Below are 14,747 nucleotides of genomic sequence, written 5' to 3'. Positions count from 1 at the left end.
AACATAAAACAACCACCTATGGCTTTTAAACCCGCAAACAACATACAAGATTTACAATACTTTGGAGAATTTGGAGGTGTTAACCCTTCCATTTCCGACTCGTCTACATACACCTTTCTATCAGCAAAAACCATGTTTGACACCTTTGAAGGTAATGCCGATGGTTGCTACCTCTATTCGCGCCACTCCTCGCCTTCTAATTTATATTTAGGTGAAGCTTTAGCTGCTATGGAAGGCACAGAAACCGCAAATGTTTCGGCTTCTGGCATGGGCGCTATTACTCCGGTTTTACTACAATTATGCGGTAGCGGCGACCATATAGTATCGAGCAGAACCATTTACGGCGGCACGTATGCGTTTCTTAAAAATTTTACACCGCGTTTTAACATCGCTACTAGTTTTGTAGATATTACTAAGCTAGACGCTGTAGAAGCTGCTATTACCGAAAAAACTAAAGTATTGTATTGCGAGTCTGTTAGCAACCCGCTGCTAGAAGTTGCCGATATTAAAGATTTAGCGGCTCTTGCTAAAAAGCATAATTTAAAATTAGTGGTAGATAACACGTTTTCACCACTATCTATATCACCTGCCATTTTAGGTGCCGATGTTGTAATACACAGTTTAACCAAGTTTATTAACGGATCTAGCGATACGGTTGGTGGCGTGGTTTGTGGTACACAAGAGTTTATTAACGATTTAAGAAACGTAAACAGCGGAGCTTCTATGCTTTTAGGCGCTACTATGGATAGTTTGCGCGCATCGTCGGTATTAAAAAACCTAAGAACTTTACATATTAGAATACAGCAACACAGTAAAAACGCGCTGTATTTAGCTGAAAGATTTGAGCAATTGGGTTTAAAAACCGTTTATCCTGGTTTAGCCTCACACCCATCGCACACGCTATTTAAAAGCATGATGAACGCGGCTTATGGTTTTGGCGGTATACTAACACTAGATGTTGGTTCTGCTGAAAAAGCAAATGCGCTTATGGAACTTATGCAGAATAAAAACTTAGGTTATTTAGCGGTAAGTCTTGGGTTTTATAAAACGCTTTTTAGCGCTCCAGGAAGCTCAACATCGTCCGAAATTCCAGAAGAGGAACAAAAAGAAATGGGCCTATCGGAAGGTTTAATCCGTTTTTCTATTGGCTTAGATGATGATATTGAACGTAGTTTCCAAACCATGAAATCCTGCATGATTTCCTTAGATATTTTAAAGTAATTTTCAATAAAAAAGAGTAAACCTTAGCGTTAAACTAATAGTTTACTCTTTTGTATTAAAATAAAGTATATCAATATTTTGGAGTTAATAAAAACAGATTTAGTTTTTATCTTCTAATAAGGGTACAAATCTAAACTCACCAAACTCTTCTTGCTCAAATTCCTTAGGCCCTTTTCTAATAAAAAGTGTCATAATTTGAACATCATCGCCCACAGGAATAATTAAGCGTCCGCCAATTTTTAACTGACTCAACAATGGTCTTGGCACAAAAGGCGCACCAGCAGTTACAATAATACTATCGAAAGGCGCTTCGGTTTTTAAACCAATATAACCATCGCCAAAAATGAGTTTTTTAGGTCGGTAACCCAATTTAGGTAAAAACTTGCTCGTTTTTTTAAACAGCTCGTTTTGGCGCTCTATACTATACACTTTAGCTCCTAGTTCGCACAAAACTGCGGTTTGATATCCGCTACCTGTACCAATTTCTAAAACTTTATGCCCAGGCTTTATTTGCATTAACTCGCTTTGGAATGCTACCGTATAAGGTTGTGATATGGTTTGGTCTGCAGCAATCGGGAAGGCTTTATCTTGATACGCATGATCTAAAAAACTAGAATCCATAAACAAATGCCTTGGTATTTTAGCTACAGCAGCCAAAACCGCATTGTTGGTTATGCCTTTGTTTTTTAATACATTAACGAGTTGTTGTCTTAATCCTTGGTGTCTAAAAGTGTCTTTCAATGGTTGGGAGGTTTTACAGGGTTAAAATTAGTCAAAGATTTCTAAGGGTAAAACAATTTTATAAGAATTTATTTTTAACAAGAATCCGAAGAAAATTTTAAGCCCAATTAAGCAAAAGGACGTTTTAAATATGTTATTTTTGTTGAAAACCTATTATTATGCTAAACGCTGGAGTACTTGGTGCTGGTCATCTTGGAAAAATTCATTTAAGACTACTTAAACAATCAGAAAAATATAATCTTGTCGGGTTTTATGATGCCGATGAAGCCAACGGAAAACTTGTAGAAGCCGAGTTTGGATACAAATTTTTTAGCTCTATAGACGCCTTAATCGACGCTGTAGACATGGTAGATATTGTAACCCCAACCCTATCGCATTACGATTGCGCAAAGCGAGCTATAGCAAAGGGTAAGCATGTTTTTATTGAAAAACCAATTACTAATACCGTTGAAGAGGCTGAACATATTAGAGAACTTTTAGCCGAAAATAATTTACGTGGCCAAGTTGGGCACGTAGAGCGTTTTAACCCAGCTTATTTAGCCATAAAAGACGATATAAAATCACCGATGTTTATTGAAACGCATCGTTTAGCAGAATTTAATCCGCGTGGTACCGATGTACCTGTGGTTTTAGATTTAATGATACACGATATCGATATTATTTTAAGCGTTGTAAAATCTAAAGTAAAACATATTTCTGCCAGTGGTGTTTCTGTTATTAGCGACACACCAGATATTGCCAATGCACGTTTAGAGTTCGAAAACGGCTGTGTTGCCAACCTTACAGCGAGCAGAATTTCACTTAAAAAAATGCGTAAAGCACGTTTTTTCCAAAAGGACGCTTATATTTCTGTAGATTTTCTTGAAAAGAAATGTGAAGTAGTTAAAATGAAAGATGCTCCAGAAGTACCAGGAGATTTCGATATGGTGTTACAAAATGCTGAAGGCGTTAAAAAACAAATTTATTTTGACAACCCAAAAGTAGCCGATAATAACTCTATTTTAGATGAATTGGAAACTTTTGCACACGCCATAAACACCAACACCACACCAGTTGTAACCCTGCACGACGGCACAGAAGCTTTGCGCGTTGCAACACAAATTATTAATTGCTTTTAATACAACTGTAGCTTAAGCAATAGAAATTCTAAATAGTTTAAAGTTTTCGCTTACGCGGAAATAAAAAAAATTACCAGAATGAAAAACATAGCAGTTATTGGCGCAGGCACCATGGGAAATGGCATTGCGCATACTTTTGCGCAAAGTGGTTTTAGCGTAAACCTTATCGACATTAACGAAGCAGCCCTTAAAAAAGGCATGGATACTATTGCGAAAAATTTAGATCGCATGGTGACTAAAGAAAAAATTACCGAAACCGATAAAAACAATACGCTTGCCAATATTACCACACATACAGCAATACCTGATGGTGTAAAAAACACCGATTTAATTGTAGAAGCAGCAACCGAAAACCTCGATTTAAAACTGAAAATTTTTAAACAACTGAGTGATGTTTGCGAGCCTAACTGCATTTTAGCAACCAACACCTCCTCTATTTCTATTACGCAAATTGCCGCCGTAACACAGAAACCAGAAAACGTAATTGGTATGCATTTTATGAATCCGGTGCCTATTATGACTTTAGTTGAAATTATTCGTGGTTACAACACCAGTGATGCGGTTACTAAAACCATTATGGATCTTTCTGCTAAACTTGGCAAGACACCTGTAGAAGTTAACGATTACCCTGGGTTTGTAGCAAACCGTATTTTAATGCCTATGCTAAACGAATCTATAGAAACCTTATACAATGGGGTTGCTGGTGTAAATGAAATAGACACCGTAATGAAACTTGGTATGGCGCACCCTATGGGACCGCTACAATTAGCCGATTTTATTGGCCTAGATGTTTGTCTTTCTATTTTAAACGTGATGTATAACGGTTTTAAAAACCCAAAATACGCACCTTGCCCACTATTAGTCAATATGGTTAATGCAGGAAAACTGGGTGTGAAATCGGGTGAAGGTTTTTACGATTACTCGGAAAACAGAAAAGCCGAAAAGGTTTCAAAACAATTTTTGTAGGCGTTATTTACAAAATAGACTACAAACAAAATATACAATAAAATGAGTGTTAGCGACAATCTCCTTCATATAAAATCAACTTTACCAGAACACGTAACGCTTGTTGCTGTTTCTAAAACCAAACCAGTGTCTGATATTATGGAAGCTTACAATGCGGGACAACGCATTTTTGGTGAAAATAAAATTCAGGATATGGCAGACAAATATGAAGCCATGCCAAAAGACATCCAATGGCACATGATTGGGCATGTACAGCGTAATAAAGTGAAATACATGGCGCCTTTTGTTGCTTTAATTCATGGTGTTGATAATTTTAAATTACTTGAAGAAATAAACAAACAAGCGTTAAAACACGATAGAGTTATTAATTGCTTGTTGCAAATAAAAATAGCTTCGGAAGATTCTAAATTTGGCTTAGCGCCTCAAGATGCTATCGATATTATACAATCGGAAGCTTTTTTAGCTTTAAAAAACGTGAATATTACAGGCGTTATGGGCATGGCGACCTTTACAGATGATGAAACTCAAATTGAAAGCGAATTCAAATTACTGAAATCTACTTTTGATGATTTAAAAACAATAAACCCCAATAATAGCGCCTTTACAACCATTTCCATGGGAATGAGTGGCGATTATAAATTGGCAATTCAATGCGGAAGTACCATGGTTCGTGTTGGAAGTAGTATATTTGGTTTAAGGAATTACTAATACACATGATGGCCCGCAGTATACAGACGGCAATTTAAGCACCGCCAATTACACACGGACTATTACATACTAAAAGAAAAGCATTTGTACGCAATAGTAGATATTGAAACCACAGGTGGTAAATTTAACGAAGAAGGCATCACCGAAATTGCCATTTACAAGTTTGACGGCCACGAGGTTGTCGATCAATTTATAAGTCTTGTAAATCCGGAACGTGAAATCCAGCCCTTTGTTGTTAATTTAACTGGTATAAACAGTAAAATGCTACGAGATGCGCCTAAGTTTTACGAAGTCGCTAAACGTATTATCGAAATTACTGAAGATTGTATTTTGGTGGCGCATAATGCGCAATTCGATTATCGTATTCTAGGCACGGAATTCAGACGTTTAGGTTATGATTATAAACGTAAAACACTCTGCACTGTAGAACTTTCTAAAGATTTAATACCAGACCAAGCTTCTTACAGCTTAGGCAAGCTTGTGCGCTCTCTTGGCATTCCGGTAACCGATAGACACCGTGCTTCCGGCGATGCACTGGCTACGGTAAAATTATTTAAACTTCTACTTGCTAAAGACACCTCAAAAAATATTATTCAGCAATCTGTAAAGCTTCATAAAAAAAACAAGCTAGATTCTAAGTTTTTAAACATTTTAGACACCCTTCCATCGGTTACTGGCGTATATTACATACATAATGCCGAAGGCGATATCATCTATATTGGTAAAAGCAATAACATTAAAAAACGCCTAAACCAACACTTCACAGGTACCAACTCGAAGTCTAAAAAACTACAACGTTTAGTAAGTACTGTCACCTTTGAATCTACCGGAAGTGAACTTGTAGCACTTCTAAAAGAAAACGAAGAAATAAAACAAAACAAACCGCTATTTAACAGAGCATTACGTCGTTCTATTTTTACACATGCTTTATATAGTTTTGTCGACGAAAACGGTTATATAAATTTGAAAATTGATGTGGCCGATGGTCGTAAAAAAAACATAACCACGTTCACCAATAGACAAAGCGCAAAGAGTTTTTTAACAAACGTTGTTGAAGAATATAAACTGTGCCAAAAGCTAGCCGGACTCTACAAAACCAAAACCAGTTGCTTTAGTTACGATATTAAAGAATGTGCAGGTGCTTGTATTCAAAAAGAAACTCCTGAAGCATACAACAAACGTGTAAATGCTTTAATTGAAAAGCATAGCTACGTTAAAAAAAACATGGTAATTATTGATAGAGGTCGCGATGTCGATGAGCGCAGTGCAATTTTAATTGAAAACGGTGTTTTTAAAGGACTTGGTTTTGTTAATTTAAACTATCAAATTAACAACATCGAGGTATTAGAATCCATTATTACTCCTATGGAAAACAACCGCGATGCACAGCATATTATCAAGAATTATGTTCGTAAAAACAAACGTTTAAAAATTATAAACTTCAACTAACACATGAAGCAAATTACGCTAATCCTCTCCCTGTTAAGCACTCTATTTATTTCCGCACAAGAAGAGCCTTACAGCTCCGACACTTTTACAGTAAGTCTCGAAGACGTACAAACAAGAACCTTTGCAAAAGATTCTTCCGCAAACGCCTTAGTGATTTACGAGCAAGGCGAGAGTTATGTAGATAAAGAAGAATACGATTTACACACCAAAATAAAACACAAAGTAAAACTACTTAATACAGAAGGTTTCGAGCACGCCAATGTTGCTATTTACTTATACAAAAGCAAGAACAGTAAAGAGAAAATTGAAAATATTAAAGCCATTACCTATAATAACGTTGGTGGTAATTTAATTAAATCTCACCTTTTAGAAAAAGATATTTATACGGAAGATTATAACGAGAACACAACTTTGGTTAAATTCACTTTACCAAATATTAAAGAGGGCTCAGTAATTACTTATAGTTACGAGGTTATTTCACCGTTTATGTTTAAATATCACGGTTGGGATTTCCAGAGTGATATTCCTAAACTCTATAGTGAATACAAAGCGAGCATTCCAGCAAACTGGTTGTATCACACAAAATTAGTCGGTCAAGAAAAACTAGATGTTGCAGAATCTGAAATAAAAAAAGAATGCTTAGTGATGCGTAATGGCGCAACCGCAGATTGTGGAAACAGTACCTTTGCCATGAAAGACATTCCGGCTTTTATTGAAGAAGATTACATGACGACTAAAAGCAACTATTTAGCACGTATAGAGTACGAATTAGAGACTTTTAGAGGTATGGATGGCTCTATTAAGCACTACACGAAAACATGGAAAAGCGTTGATAAAGAACTAAAATCGGAAAAAGAAATTGGTAAACAAATTAGAAGGTCTGTTGATTTAGAAGATCTTTTAACAGCTGATATTATCAACGAAACCGATGCTTTAAAAAAAACTGAAGCTATTTATCAATACGTGCAAGAGCAATATACATGGAATGGCGATTATAAAATTTTTAAAGATGTATCCATAAAAGATTTAATAGAAACACGTTCTGGCAACGTTTCATCTATAAACATCCTACTTCATAATATATTAAGAGAAGCCGATATCGATGTAAAACCAGTACTACTTTCTACTCGAAATAACGGATTCCCTACCGTTATTTACCCTGTAATATCTGATTTTAATTATTTAATAGTACAAGTCACTATTGGTGATGACACGTATTTTTTAGACGCTACAGATAAGTTTTTAACCTTTGGAGAAATTCCTTTTAGATGTCTAAATGAAAGAGGACGTGTTATAGATTTTAAGGCTGGCAGCGAATGGGTTGATATTACGCCAAAATACCCAACCACAACCATGTACATCACAGAGTTAACTCTAAATAATGATGCAACCGTTAGCGGAACTGTAAAGGGTAAAAAAACTGGCTACCACGCCTTAAATGCTAAAAAAGCTTATTTCCCGAATAACGACAACTACATCAATAAACTAGAAGATAAACACCCGAATTTAGAGATTACAAACCACGAGGTATTAAGTGAAAGCCAAACCAGTAATGGATTTAGCGAATCTTACAACGTCGATTTAGAGTTTGATAATCCTGACGTTAATTTACTTTACTTAAATCCGTTTATAGCAAAGTTTTTTACAACCAATCCGTTTAAACTACAAGAGCGCTCCTACCCTATAGACTTTGGGTATGCCGACACCTATTTCTATACCTTAAAATTGAAGTTTGATCCCGAAGTATACGAAGTTTCTGAAGCTCCAAAAGGCGTAAATCTTGCCATACCAAATAGCAAAGGCAGTATATCTTATTCATCGGCTGTAAAAGAAAACCAAGTGCAACTTATGTTTAAAATACGCTTTAACGATGCTCTATATCCGCCGGAATATTACCCGTATTTAAAGGAAATGATGAATAAAGTTGTCGATATTCAAACAAATTCATTAATATTATTCAAGAAAAAATAGAAAATCATTTCTTACTTTTGAAATACTATGAGTCAAACATCAAAAAAACATTGGAAAATCCGTCTTCACGAAATCATTTACGAGGCCGACACCCCAAAGGGTAAACTTTTCGATGTTATCCTACTCATTGCTATCATTGCGAGTATTGTGCTCGTTATGCTCGAAAGTATTAAGAGTTTCGATGCTAAATACCACAATTTACTAAACATTTCAGAGTGGATTATTACCATTCTATTCAGTATAGAATATATCGCCCGTATTGTTACGGTAAAAAAGCCCTTAAAATACGTTACGAGTTTTTACGGCATCATAGATTTATTATCCACAACTCCAAAATACATATCGCTTTTATTCGGTGGTATTCACGCACTTGCCGCATTACGCGCTTTACGCTTATTGCGTGTATTCCGGATCTTAAAACTAGCACGTTTTCTTGGCGCATCACAAGTTCTTACTAATTCGTTAAAAGCCAGTCGCGCAAAAATATCGGTATTCCTGTTTGCTGTACTTATTTTATCTATTATTTTCGGGACACTTATGTACCTTATAGAAGGCGAAGTTAGTGGATTTACAAGCATACCCGTAAGCGTATATTGGTGCATTGTAACCCTGACTACGGTTGGGTTTGGCGATATCGCACCTATAACACCAATTGGTCAATTAATAGCTGCCATTATCATGATTTTAGGTTATGGTATTATAGCGGTTCCAACCGGTATTGTTTCAGCCGAATACGTTAACCAGAGTAAAGACAAAAATGCAACACCACAAAAACCTAAAGTAAATTTAAACTCACAATCGTGCCAAAATTGCCTAGCCAGTAACCATAAAGACGAAGCTGAATTTTGCTACAACTGTGGCAATAAGTTACATTAATTTTTGGGCGTTACCCTATCGGGTCAGGCTTTCACTGCGCGCTCCCTCCTAAGGTCGGGGAGCTTAAACAAACCGTTCAATCCTTAACGCACTTATCCGCCAACTTTTATTCTTCAATTAAGTCCTGTTTTTCTTAAAAGTGTATCTTCAAAACCATTTTAAAGAAGCTAACACCACAATACTTTCTTATTTCATTAAAAAAACTCCTTGCTTTTCTCTATTTTTGAAAACTCTAAAAAAAGAAATCTCATCAGCACAACACCAAAATATCTCATTTCTATTGTTGGCCCAACAGCCATTGGAAAAACAGCACTCAGTATAAAACTAGCGCAGTATTTTAAAACTGAGATTATTTCGGCCGATTCTCGTCAGTTTTTTAAAGAAATGCAAATAGGTACAGCGGCCCCAAATGTAGAAGAACTTGCTGGCGCAAAACACCACTTTATTCATCATAAATCAGTGCAAGATAATTACAATGTTGGCGCCTTCGAAAAAGATGCTACAAGTTGTTTAGAGCAAATTTTCAAATCTAATGATGTCGCTATTATGGTTGGCGGCTCTGGCTTATATAACGATGCCGTAACCAAAGGTTTAGACTACTTCCCTGAAGTTAAACCATCTATTCGAGAAGAACTTAATAAGCAATTAGAAATTAACGGATTAGAACATCTAACAACACAACTAAAAACATTAGACCCAACGGCATACAAAACCATTTCTATAGACAATCCTCACCGTGTAATTCGTGCGCTAGAAATATGTATTGGAAGCGGAAAACCGTATTCTTCATTCTTAAATAAAGAAAAAAACAAGCGTCCGTTTACAACAATTACCGTCGGCTTAACAGCCGATCGTGAACTGATTTACAATCGTATAAATCAACGTGTCGATATCATGATAAATAATGGTTTATTAGACGAAGTTAAAACACTACTTCCCTACGAAGATTTGAATGCTTTAAACACCGTAGGCTATAAAGAATTGTTTAGATATTTAAGCGGAGAATGGACTTTAGAGTTTGCTATTTTAGAAATTAAAAAAAATACGCGCCGTTTCGCTAAACGTCAGCTTACCTGGTTTAAAAGAAATGAAAGCACACTTTGGTTTGATTACGAAAGTGATTTAGAAAAAATAGCAACTTCAGTACAAGCACAAATGGTTTAATAAAAAAAAAAAAAACGTAATCTTATATTTACTTCCTGATGCCTCTGGTACTTTCTTAATCATTAGGCAAATCAATATTTACCAAACTAGATTGTCTTTTGAGCTTTTAGAGCACGCTGTGCTATGCGTATTTACAAAAAGTATAATGAATTCTTTTTTTAAAGCAATTACATCACCAACATTTTTACTTTAGCCATCACTTTTTTTTGAGTTTTAAAAAATAAAACATCAGATTTATCGCTTTCATTTTGTGTCATTTAACCGATTATTTTACTTTTTAATTGAAAAAAATGATCTAAATGCGTATTTTTAACGTAAATCCTTACGGAAACCTACTTGTATAATTTAACGTAACCCCAAAAAAAATGAAAAATTTAAATCTATTTATTTTACTACTATTTAATTCCGTTTTATTTGCTCAAACTCCTTTTATTAAAGATGATATTGAGTATACAAACGCAGGACAACCTGCTCTTGCAGTCGAAATCAAATCTTATAAAGGTACAGCGACATCATTGGCATTACCGAGCTCTGTAACCAATGATGCTAATTCAACAACCTATACGGTAGCATCCATAGGCTTTGGAGCTTTTTTTGGTTCTTCTTTAACAAGTGTTACTATACCCAATAGCATTACATCTATTGGCAACAATGCTTTTACTAATAGTAAATTAGAAAACATTGACATCCCTGACACCGTAACATCTGTTGGCGCTTATGCTTTTAGTGATAATTCATTAAAAACCGCAACAATCTCTAATACCATAACTTCTCTTGAAGATCATGTGTTTTCTAATAATGATTTAACAACTATTACAATACCAAATAGTATAATTTCTGTTGGAAGCAATGCTTTTAGTTTTAATGCTTTAACAAGTGTAATTATTGGTGATAATGTAGAACTTATTGATAACAATGCTTTTTATAACAATAAAATAGCAGATATTACAATTCCTTCTAACGTTACTTCTATTGGAGATAACGCATTTATGGGTAACGAATTAAAAGAAATCACCATTCCGAATAGCGTAACTAGTATTGGAGAAAGCTCTTTTTCAGAAAATTATTTAACACATGTTGTTTTAGGGAGCAACCTTACATTTATTGGTAATGAGGCATTTGCAGATAATCTTATCACAAATGTAGAATCTTACAGTGCTAATCCTCCTATTTTACCCTCTGATGCCTTTAATGTTAACGCTGCAATAGATTTATTCATTCCTGAAGGAACGACACAAAAATACGAAGATGCTGGTTGGACAGGATTTAAATCCGTTACCGAAGATCCTGCACTAACTTTAAGTACAGATAGCGCATCTTTAAAAAATGAATTTACAATAATTAATACGGAAAATGACATTCGTGTTAGTGGCCCAAAAGGAATTAATGTCGAAGAATTATTAGTTTTTAATATTTCTGGAGTTAATGTATCAACAAGTAAGCAAACTTTTATAGAAACTACCACATTACCTCATGGCGTTTACCTCTTACAAATAGTAACTAATAAAGGTAGCGCAATTAAAAAGTTTTTGAAATAATAAATCTTAAAAGCAAAAAAAAAAAAAAAACCAATCTCGACAATAGTTTAGATTGGTTTTTTTATTTTTATTCAATTGGCGTTAAAAACGCATTTTTGTTTTAAGTAAATTAATAAAATGAAACATCTACAAATTAAAACAAAGTTGTTTGTGATTCATCATCTGAAGCCTCTTCAGAACCATCAACAGTTTCCTCACCATTAACCTCAATATCCTCTGCATTCACCTCTTCTGGAGATTCCACAGGAATTGGATCTAACAAATTAATTTGATTTACCTTGTCTTTGGTTAATTGATTTCCAAGAGCACTAATACCTTTTATAGCTATAAATTCTTCTAAATTAACTTCTAAGTTGTCTTTTCTGTCTTTACCACGTTCTTTAGCAAACACAATCTCTGCCATAGGTTTCCAATCTGTAGAAACAATTTCTAATAAAGAATTTGGATGATCGGAAATAAAATGCTCCTCTTTACCCTCTTGCTCTATTAAAAAACGTTTGACATAATACATTTCTTTTTCACCATTAAAATATACAGCTGAAATAGGTTTATTTGGCACCCATTTTTCCATGACAATCATATCATCATCAAAATGCATAGTAACTTCTGGAGTTACTGTTTTAATTACTCCAGATTGATTAATGATTAGAAGTTTATCTTCACCTCTAAATTCACCAATAAGTTCACCACGACCATCAACATTTAAACGTTGCACGGTATCATCGAACCAAATTTTACGAGGTTTTAACGTAGAAACCCCTTTTTCCTTTAATTCTATGCGTTTTATAGGGTATTTAGTTACTAAATTTCCTTTAGAAGCACGTCCTTTTATTAAGATATCACTAAAATCGATATCCCATTTTAATTTTTTAATACTTCCAGCCTGACGTAACAAAACAGATATCACTTCTGCTTCTCCATTAGGATTGGCAGAAAAATATAATGATGCCGAACCTTTATTCCCGTTGGTTAAATCATACTCTCTATCTCGCGTTACCGCTGTAACAGCAAAACGTTTAATATACGACGGGCCGCTTTTCCCATCACGATAAATCATGTTGTAAATAGTACGTTTATCTTTCTTTTTAAAGATAGCAACGTGTATAATACCTTTACCTATAAAGGTTTTGGTATCTACTTTTGTTACCATCATGATACCAGCTTTGGTAAACACGATAATATCGTCAATATCAGAGCAATCGCCCACATATTCATCCCGACGCAGCGAGGTTCCTATAAACCCTTCTTCTCTATTTACATAGAGTTTTGTGTTTCTAATAACAACTTTGGTAGCATCAACATCATCAAAAACTCTAATTTCTGTTTTACGCTCGCGACCTTCACCATATTCTTTTTTAAGACGAGTGAAATACGCGACAGCATAATCTATTAAATTAGCTAAATGATGTTTAATTTCAGCAATTTGATCTTCTAAAGCATCAATTTTTTGTTGTGCTTTATCAATATCAAATTTTGAAATACGTTTAATTCGAATTTCTGTTAAACGGGTTATATCCTCTTCGGTTACCGCACGTTTTAAATGCTTTATATGTGGCTGAAGCCCCTTGTCTATGGCATTAATTACACCAGGCCAAGTTTCCTCTTCCTCAATATCGCGATAAATTCTATTTTCAATAAAAATACGCTCTAGAGACGCAAAATGCCATTGTTCTTCAAATTCACCTAAACGAATTTCTAATTCCTGCTTTAAAAGGTCTACCGTGTTATCCGTACTTCTTCTAAGCATTTCTGTAACCCCTACAAATAGAGGTTTATTATCTTCAATTACACAACCTAATGGAGAAATTGACGACTCACAGCTTGTAAAGGCATAAAGGGCATCAATGGTTTTATCTGGTGATAATCCAGACGGTAAGTGCACCAAAATTTCAACTTCGGCAGCCGTGTTATCTTCAATTTTTTTAACCTTAATTTTACCTTTATCGTTAGCCTTTAAGATAGAATCTATTAAAGAACTGGTTGTCGTTCCAAAAGGCAACTCGGTAATTACTAAAGTATTTTTATCTAACTGTGATATTTTTGAGCGTACTCTTACCTTTCCGCCACGAAGACCGTCGTTATAGTTCGAAAAATCGGCTATACCGGCAGTTGGGAAATCGGGTAAAATTGTAAAACGCTTGCCTTGTAAATGCTTAATAGATGCATCTATAAGTTCTATAAAATTGTGTGGTAATATTTTTGTAGACAGACCTACCGCAATACCTTCGCCACCTTGGGCTAATAATAACGGGAACATTACCGGTAAATTAACCGGTTCCTTTCGTCGACCATCGTAACTCGCTTGCCACTCGGTAATTTTAGGATTAAAAACAACATCTAAGCCAAACTTAGATATACGTGCCTCAATATAACGTGAAGCTGCCGCACGATCGCCTGTTAAAATATTCCCCCAGTTTCCCTGAGTATCAATCAACAAATCTTTTTGACCAATTTGAACCATAGCGTCGGCAATACTAGCATCTCCGTGAGGGTGATACTGCATAGTATGCCCAACAATGTTTGCTACTTTATTGTACCGACCATCATCTAAATCCTTCATGGAATGCATGATCCTGCGCTGTACGGGTTTAAAACCGTCTTCGATTGCAGGTACAGCACGCTCCAGAATTACATAAGATGCATAATCTAAAAACCAATCTTTGTACATACCCGTTACTCGGGTGATGGTTTCTTGGGGTTCTTCTTCTTGGTTGTTAATTAAATCGTCGTTTTCGTCTTCTGCCATTAAAAATGATTACTCTTTTGGTTTACCGCTAAGGGTAACACGTCCAGTTTTTCTACGTTTCTTTGCTTTACTTGTCACATCGTGATTGTGTAAATAGTCATAGGAACGTCTTTTTTCTTTACTCTTTTCTTTAATATATAACATCTTTATAAAATTTTTAATACTTACTTTCAAACTCAATTCAAAACAGCTTGATTGTAAGTGGTTTATGATTATTTTCAATATTTGTAGTGCAAAATTACTAAATAT

Annotated in this window: 11 protein-coding genes; 9 read left to right on the top strand and 2 right to left on the bottom strand. The window is 35.1% G+C overall.

Annotated features, from left to right (window positions below; translation table 11 throughout):
- Nucleotides 1-18: 18 nt before the first annotated feature.
- Nucleotides 19-1,221 (top strand): aminotransferase class I/II-fold pyridoxal phosphate-dependent enzyme, encoded by a 1,203-nt coding sequence (locus tag DFQ06_RS02445; protein WP_133965807.1) that lies wholly within the window; start codon nt 19-21, stop codon nt 1,219-1,221.
- A gap of 99 nt (nt 1,222-1,320) precedes the next feature.
- Here DFQ06_RS02445 and DFQ06_RS02440 read toward each other — a convergent pair whose 3' ends face one another.
- Nucleotides 1,321-1,962, bottom strand: a complete 642-nt coding sequence (locus DFQ06_RS02440) for a protein-L-isoaspartate(D-aspartate) O-methyltransferase (RefSeq protein ID WP_042494933.1) — start codon at nt 1,960-1,962, stop codon at nt 1,321-1,323.
- 158 nt (nt 1,963-2,120) lie between these two features.
- On the opposite strand from DFQ06_RS02440, the gene DFQ06_RS02435 reads away from it, so the two are divergent.
- The 8 genes from DFQ06_RS02435 (at nt 2,121) to DFQ06_RS02400 (ending at nt 11,752) form a co-directional block, all read left to right on the top strand.
- Nucleotides 2,121-3,080 (top strand): Gfo/Idh/MocA family oxidoreductase, encoded by a 960-nt coding sequence (locus DFQ06_RS02435; protein WP_042506507.1) that lies wholly within the window; start codon nt 2,121-2,123, stop codon nt 3,078-3,080.
- A 78-nt stretch (nt 3,081-3,158) separates the two neighbouring features.
- Nucleotides 3,159-4,046 carry a 3-hydroxyacyl-CoA dehydrogenase family protein gene (locus DFQ06_RS02430; RefSeq protein WP_042494929.1) on the top strand — a complete coding sequence of 296 codons (888 nt, stop codon included), beginning with the start codon at nt 3,159-3,161 and terminating at the stop codon, nt 4,044-4,046.
- Nucleotides 4,047-4,088: 42 nt separating this feature from the next.
- The gene (locus DFQ06_RS02425) at nt 4,089-4,754 is read left to right on the top strand and encodes a YggS family pyridoxal phosphate-dependent enzyme (protein ID WP_133965806.1); all 666 of its coding nucleotides are present in this window, start codon (nt 4,089-4,091) and stop codon (nt 4,752-4,754) included.
- Nucleotides 4,755-4,838: 84 nt separating this feature from the next.
- The gene (locus tag DFQ06_RS02420; protein ID WP_042506506.1) at nt 4,839-6,203 is read left to right on the top strand and encodes an exonuclease domain-containing protein; all 1,365 of its coding nucleotides are present in this window, start codon (nt 4,839-4,841) and stop codon (nt 6,201-6,203) included.
- Between the two features lie 3 nt (nt 6,204-6,206).
- Nucleotides 6,207-8,174, top strand: a complete 1,968-nt coding sequence (locus DFQ06_RS02415; protein ID WP_042506505.1) for a transglutaminase domain-containing protein — start codon at nt 6,207-6,209, stop codon at nt 8,172-8,174.
- A gap of 27 nt (nt 8,175-8,201) precedes the next feature.
- On the top strand, nt 8,202-9,050 hold the full coding sequence (locus DFQ06_RS02410; protein ID WP_074936078.1) for an ion transporter: 849 nt from the start codon (nt 8,202-8,204) through the stop codon (nt 9,048-9,050).
- Between the two features lie 207 nt (nt 9,051-9,257).
- Entirely contained in the window at nt 9,258-10,214 is a 957-nt protein-coding gene (miaA, locus tag DFQ06_RS02405) for a tRNA (adenosine(37)-N6)-dimethylallyltransferase MiaA (protein WP_162857624.1), read from the top strand.
- A 365-nt stretch (nt 10,215-10,579) separates the two neighbouring features.
- On the top strand, nt 10,580-11,752 hold the full coding sequence (locus DFQ06_RS02400; RefSeq protein WP_133965804.1) for a leucine-rich repeat domain-containing protein: 1,173 nt from the start codon (nt 10,580-10,582) through the stop codon (nt 11,750-11,752).
- 133 nt (nt 11,753-11,885) lie between these two features.
- On the opposite strand, the gene DFQ06_RS02395 is transcribed toward DFQ06_RS02400, so the two are convergent.
- Nucleotides 11,886-14,498, bottom strand: coding sequence for a DNA gyrase/topoisomerase IV subunit A (locus DFQ06_RS02395; protein ID WP_042506503.1), 2,613 nt, complete (start codon nt 14,496-14,498; stop codon nt 11,886-11,888).
- Nucleotides 14,499-14,747 lie beyond the last annotated feature (249 nt).

Source organism: Algibacter lectus, from assembly GCF_004368925.1.
In the GTDB taxonomy this organism is placed as follows: domain Bacteria; phylum Bacteroidota; class Bacteroidia; order Flavobacteriales; family Flavobacteriaceae; genus Algibacter; species Algibacter lectus.
The sequence above is the reverse complement of the archived record's forward strand: the minus strand, read 5'-3'. Positions and strand labels throughout refer to the sequence as shown.

Excerpts from the sequence above, each read along its gene's own strand:
- DFQ06_RS02445 (WP_133965807.1), top strand. The coding sequence starts at position 19 with ATGGCTTTTAAACCCGCAAACAACATACAAGATTTACAATACTTTGGA.
- DFQ06_RS02435 (WP_042506507.1), top strand. The coding sequence starts at position 2,121 with ATGCTAAACGCTGGAGTACTTGGTGCTGGTCATCTTGGAAAAATTCAT.
- DFQ06_RS02430 (WP_042494929.1), top strand. The coding sequence starts at position 3,159 with ATGAAAAACATAGCAGTTATTGGCGCAGGCACCATGGGAAATGGCATT.
- DFQ06_RS02425 (WP_133965806.1), top strand. The coding sequence starts at position 4,089 with ATGAGTGTTAGCGACAATCTCCTTCATATAAAATCAACTTTACCAGAA.
- DFQ06_RS02415 (WP_042506505.1), top strand. The coding sequence starts at position 6,207 with ATGAAGCAAATTACGCTAATCCTCTCCCTGTTAAGCACTCTATTTATT.
- DFQ06_RS02410 (WP_074936078.1), top strand. The coding sequence starts at position 8,202 with ATGAGTCAAACATCAAAAAAACATTGGAAAATCCGTCTTCACGAAATC.
- DFQ06_RS02400 (WP_133965804.1), top strand. The coding sequence starts at position 10,580 with ATGAAAAATTTAAATCTATTTATTTTACTACTATTTAATTCCGTTTTA.
- DFQ06_RS02395 (WP_042506503.1), bottom strand. The coding sequence starts at position 14,498 with ATGGCAGAAGACGAAAACGACGATTTAATTAACAACCAAGAAGAAGAA.